This is a genomic window from Ruegeria sp. BHSB058, from assembly GCF_059613285.1.
In genome coordinates this window covers 1-1,773 of sequence record NZ_JBXWSF010000178.1, presented here as the reverse complement: position 1 = coordinate 1,773, position 1,773 = coordinate 1, and the positions used below count along the sequence as shown (strand labels likewise).

Sequence of the window (1,773 nt, the reverse complement as noted above, 5' to 3'; positions counted from 1 at the left end):
CAAGTTTGGGTGCCAGAGGTTTTCAGCAACTTTGGCGGTGCACGGAAGAGCGGTGTTGGCAGGGGAAATTTCCAGCTAGGTTCGCTTGCCAGGCTTTGGGGCCGGGAAAACCCTGCGTGAACGTCAAGATCCGATAGTGAAGTTTATGTTCAATAGGCATCGTAATTGGCTGTTCTTTCCTCTTACTTGTTTCCTCGGGCTCAATGGATTGCGATCCAAGGGAAGATGATCAACATCGCCACCGCCAGGATCTGGAGGCAGATGAATGGCAGTAGTCCGGCGAATATTTCACCCAGACCGATATCCTTTGGTGCGACGCTCTTGAGGTAAAAGGCTGCGGGTCCAAATGGAGGCGACAGGAAGCTCACCTGCATGTTCATGCAGAACAGAACTCCAAACCAAATGGGATCGTAACCAAGCTTGATGATGATCGGCACAAAGATTGGAAGCGTCAGAAGCGCGATACCGACCCAGTCGAGGAACATCCCAAGGATGAACAGGATGAGCATCATGAAGAGGAGAACGATCAGACGATTGTCTGAGATTCCAGTGATGAGCTCCTCAACAAAGCGGATACCGCCCATAAGGCTAAACACACCCACAAGTGCCGTTGCACCGAGACCAATCCAGACGATCATACCGACTGTCGCCAGCGTTTGACGTGAGGCTGAGAACAGCATGTTCCAGGTGAACTCACCTCGGATGACGGTTGATAGGGTGACACCTAGTACCCCGATGGCGGACGCCTCAGTTACAGATGCTATACCGCCATAAATCGAGCCAAGAACGAAGACGACCACCATGAGCGGGAGAACCAGTCCCTTCAGCAAACGGAAGACTTCAGCACGATCAACCTCGGCGTAATCAGCAACGGGTGCCACAGCCGGATTTTGATAGGCGCGAAACAAGACATAGCCAATGTAGAAACTTGCCAACATCAAGCCGGGTAAAAAAGAAGCCGTGAAGAGATCGCCGATCGAGACATTGGCTGTAAGGCCATAGATAATCAGAACAATCGACGGCGGGATCATGGTGCCAAGCGCACCGCCCGCGCAACAGACGCCAATGGCGAGCTTGCGATCATATCCGAGGCGCAGCATTTGCGGCAGCGCCATCATTCCAAGAAGCACAACCTCGCCACCGATGATGCCAGACATCGCCGCCAATACGACCGCAACAAAGAGCGTTTGGATCGCGACGCCGCCACGCAGCTTACCCCCAAAAAGGCGCATGGCGTCGAACAAATCGCGAGCAATACCTGACCGGTCCAAGATGCCCGCCATGAGGACGAACATGGGTACGGACACGAAAACGAAGGAGTTCACGAAGGTGAATATTCGACTGGTGATGAGCGGGACGGCATTCGGACCAAACCATCCAAGTGCGAACATCAACGCAACAAGAAGGGTCACAAATGCCAGCGGCATACCGGTCAACAGAAGGATGAGCAGCGATGCAAACATCGCTGCAGTAACAAGTTCAATTCCCCAGGATTTGAAATCGGGTAGTAACGCCGCGATCCAGACCATTATGTCGTTCAAAACTTCCATCAGTGATCAGCTTTCTTGCGAGCGTAGTTCACGGTCAGGATGATGAACTGAAGTGTGAGTACGAGTAGGATGACGAACAGAAAGCCTCGGAGCAGACCTGGGTAAGGTGCGTTGAAGGCTGTTCCTGATGTCTCAATTCTCCAATCTCCACCTGGGGTGAAGAGTGCGCGCTCCACCGCAACCCAAGTGGAAAGCGTGAAGAAGAATGATGCCAAGGCGCAAA

Annotated in this window: 1 protein-coding gene and 1 pseudogene; both read right to left on the bottom strand. The window is 52.8% G+C overall.

Annotation, left to right across the window (positions count from 1 at the left end; all coding sequences use genetic code 11):
* Positions 1-200: 200 nt before the first annotated feature.
* On the bottom strand, positions 201-1,463 hold the full coding sequence (locus AC2FNB_RS21150) for a TRAP transporter large permease (RefSeq protein ID WP_496748695.1): 1,263 nt from the start codon (positions 1,461-1,463) through the stop codon (positions 201-203).
* Positions 1,464-1,549: 86 nt separating this feature from the next.
* Positions 1,550-1,773, bottom strand: a pseudogene (locus AC2FNB_RS21145) (TRAP transporter small permease subunit); the annotation flags it as partial.

Bases quoted from the DNA above. Each gene is read 5' to 3' on its own strand.
- AC2FNB_RS21150 (WP_496748695.1), bottom strand. From the start codon at position 1,463: ATGTTTGCATCGCTGCTCATCCTTCTGTTGACCGGTATGCCGCTGGCA.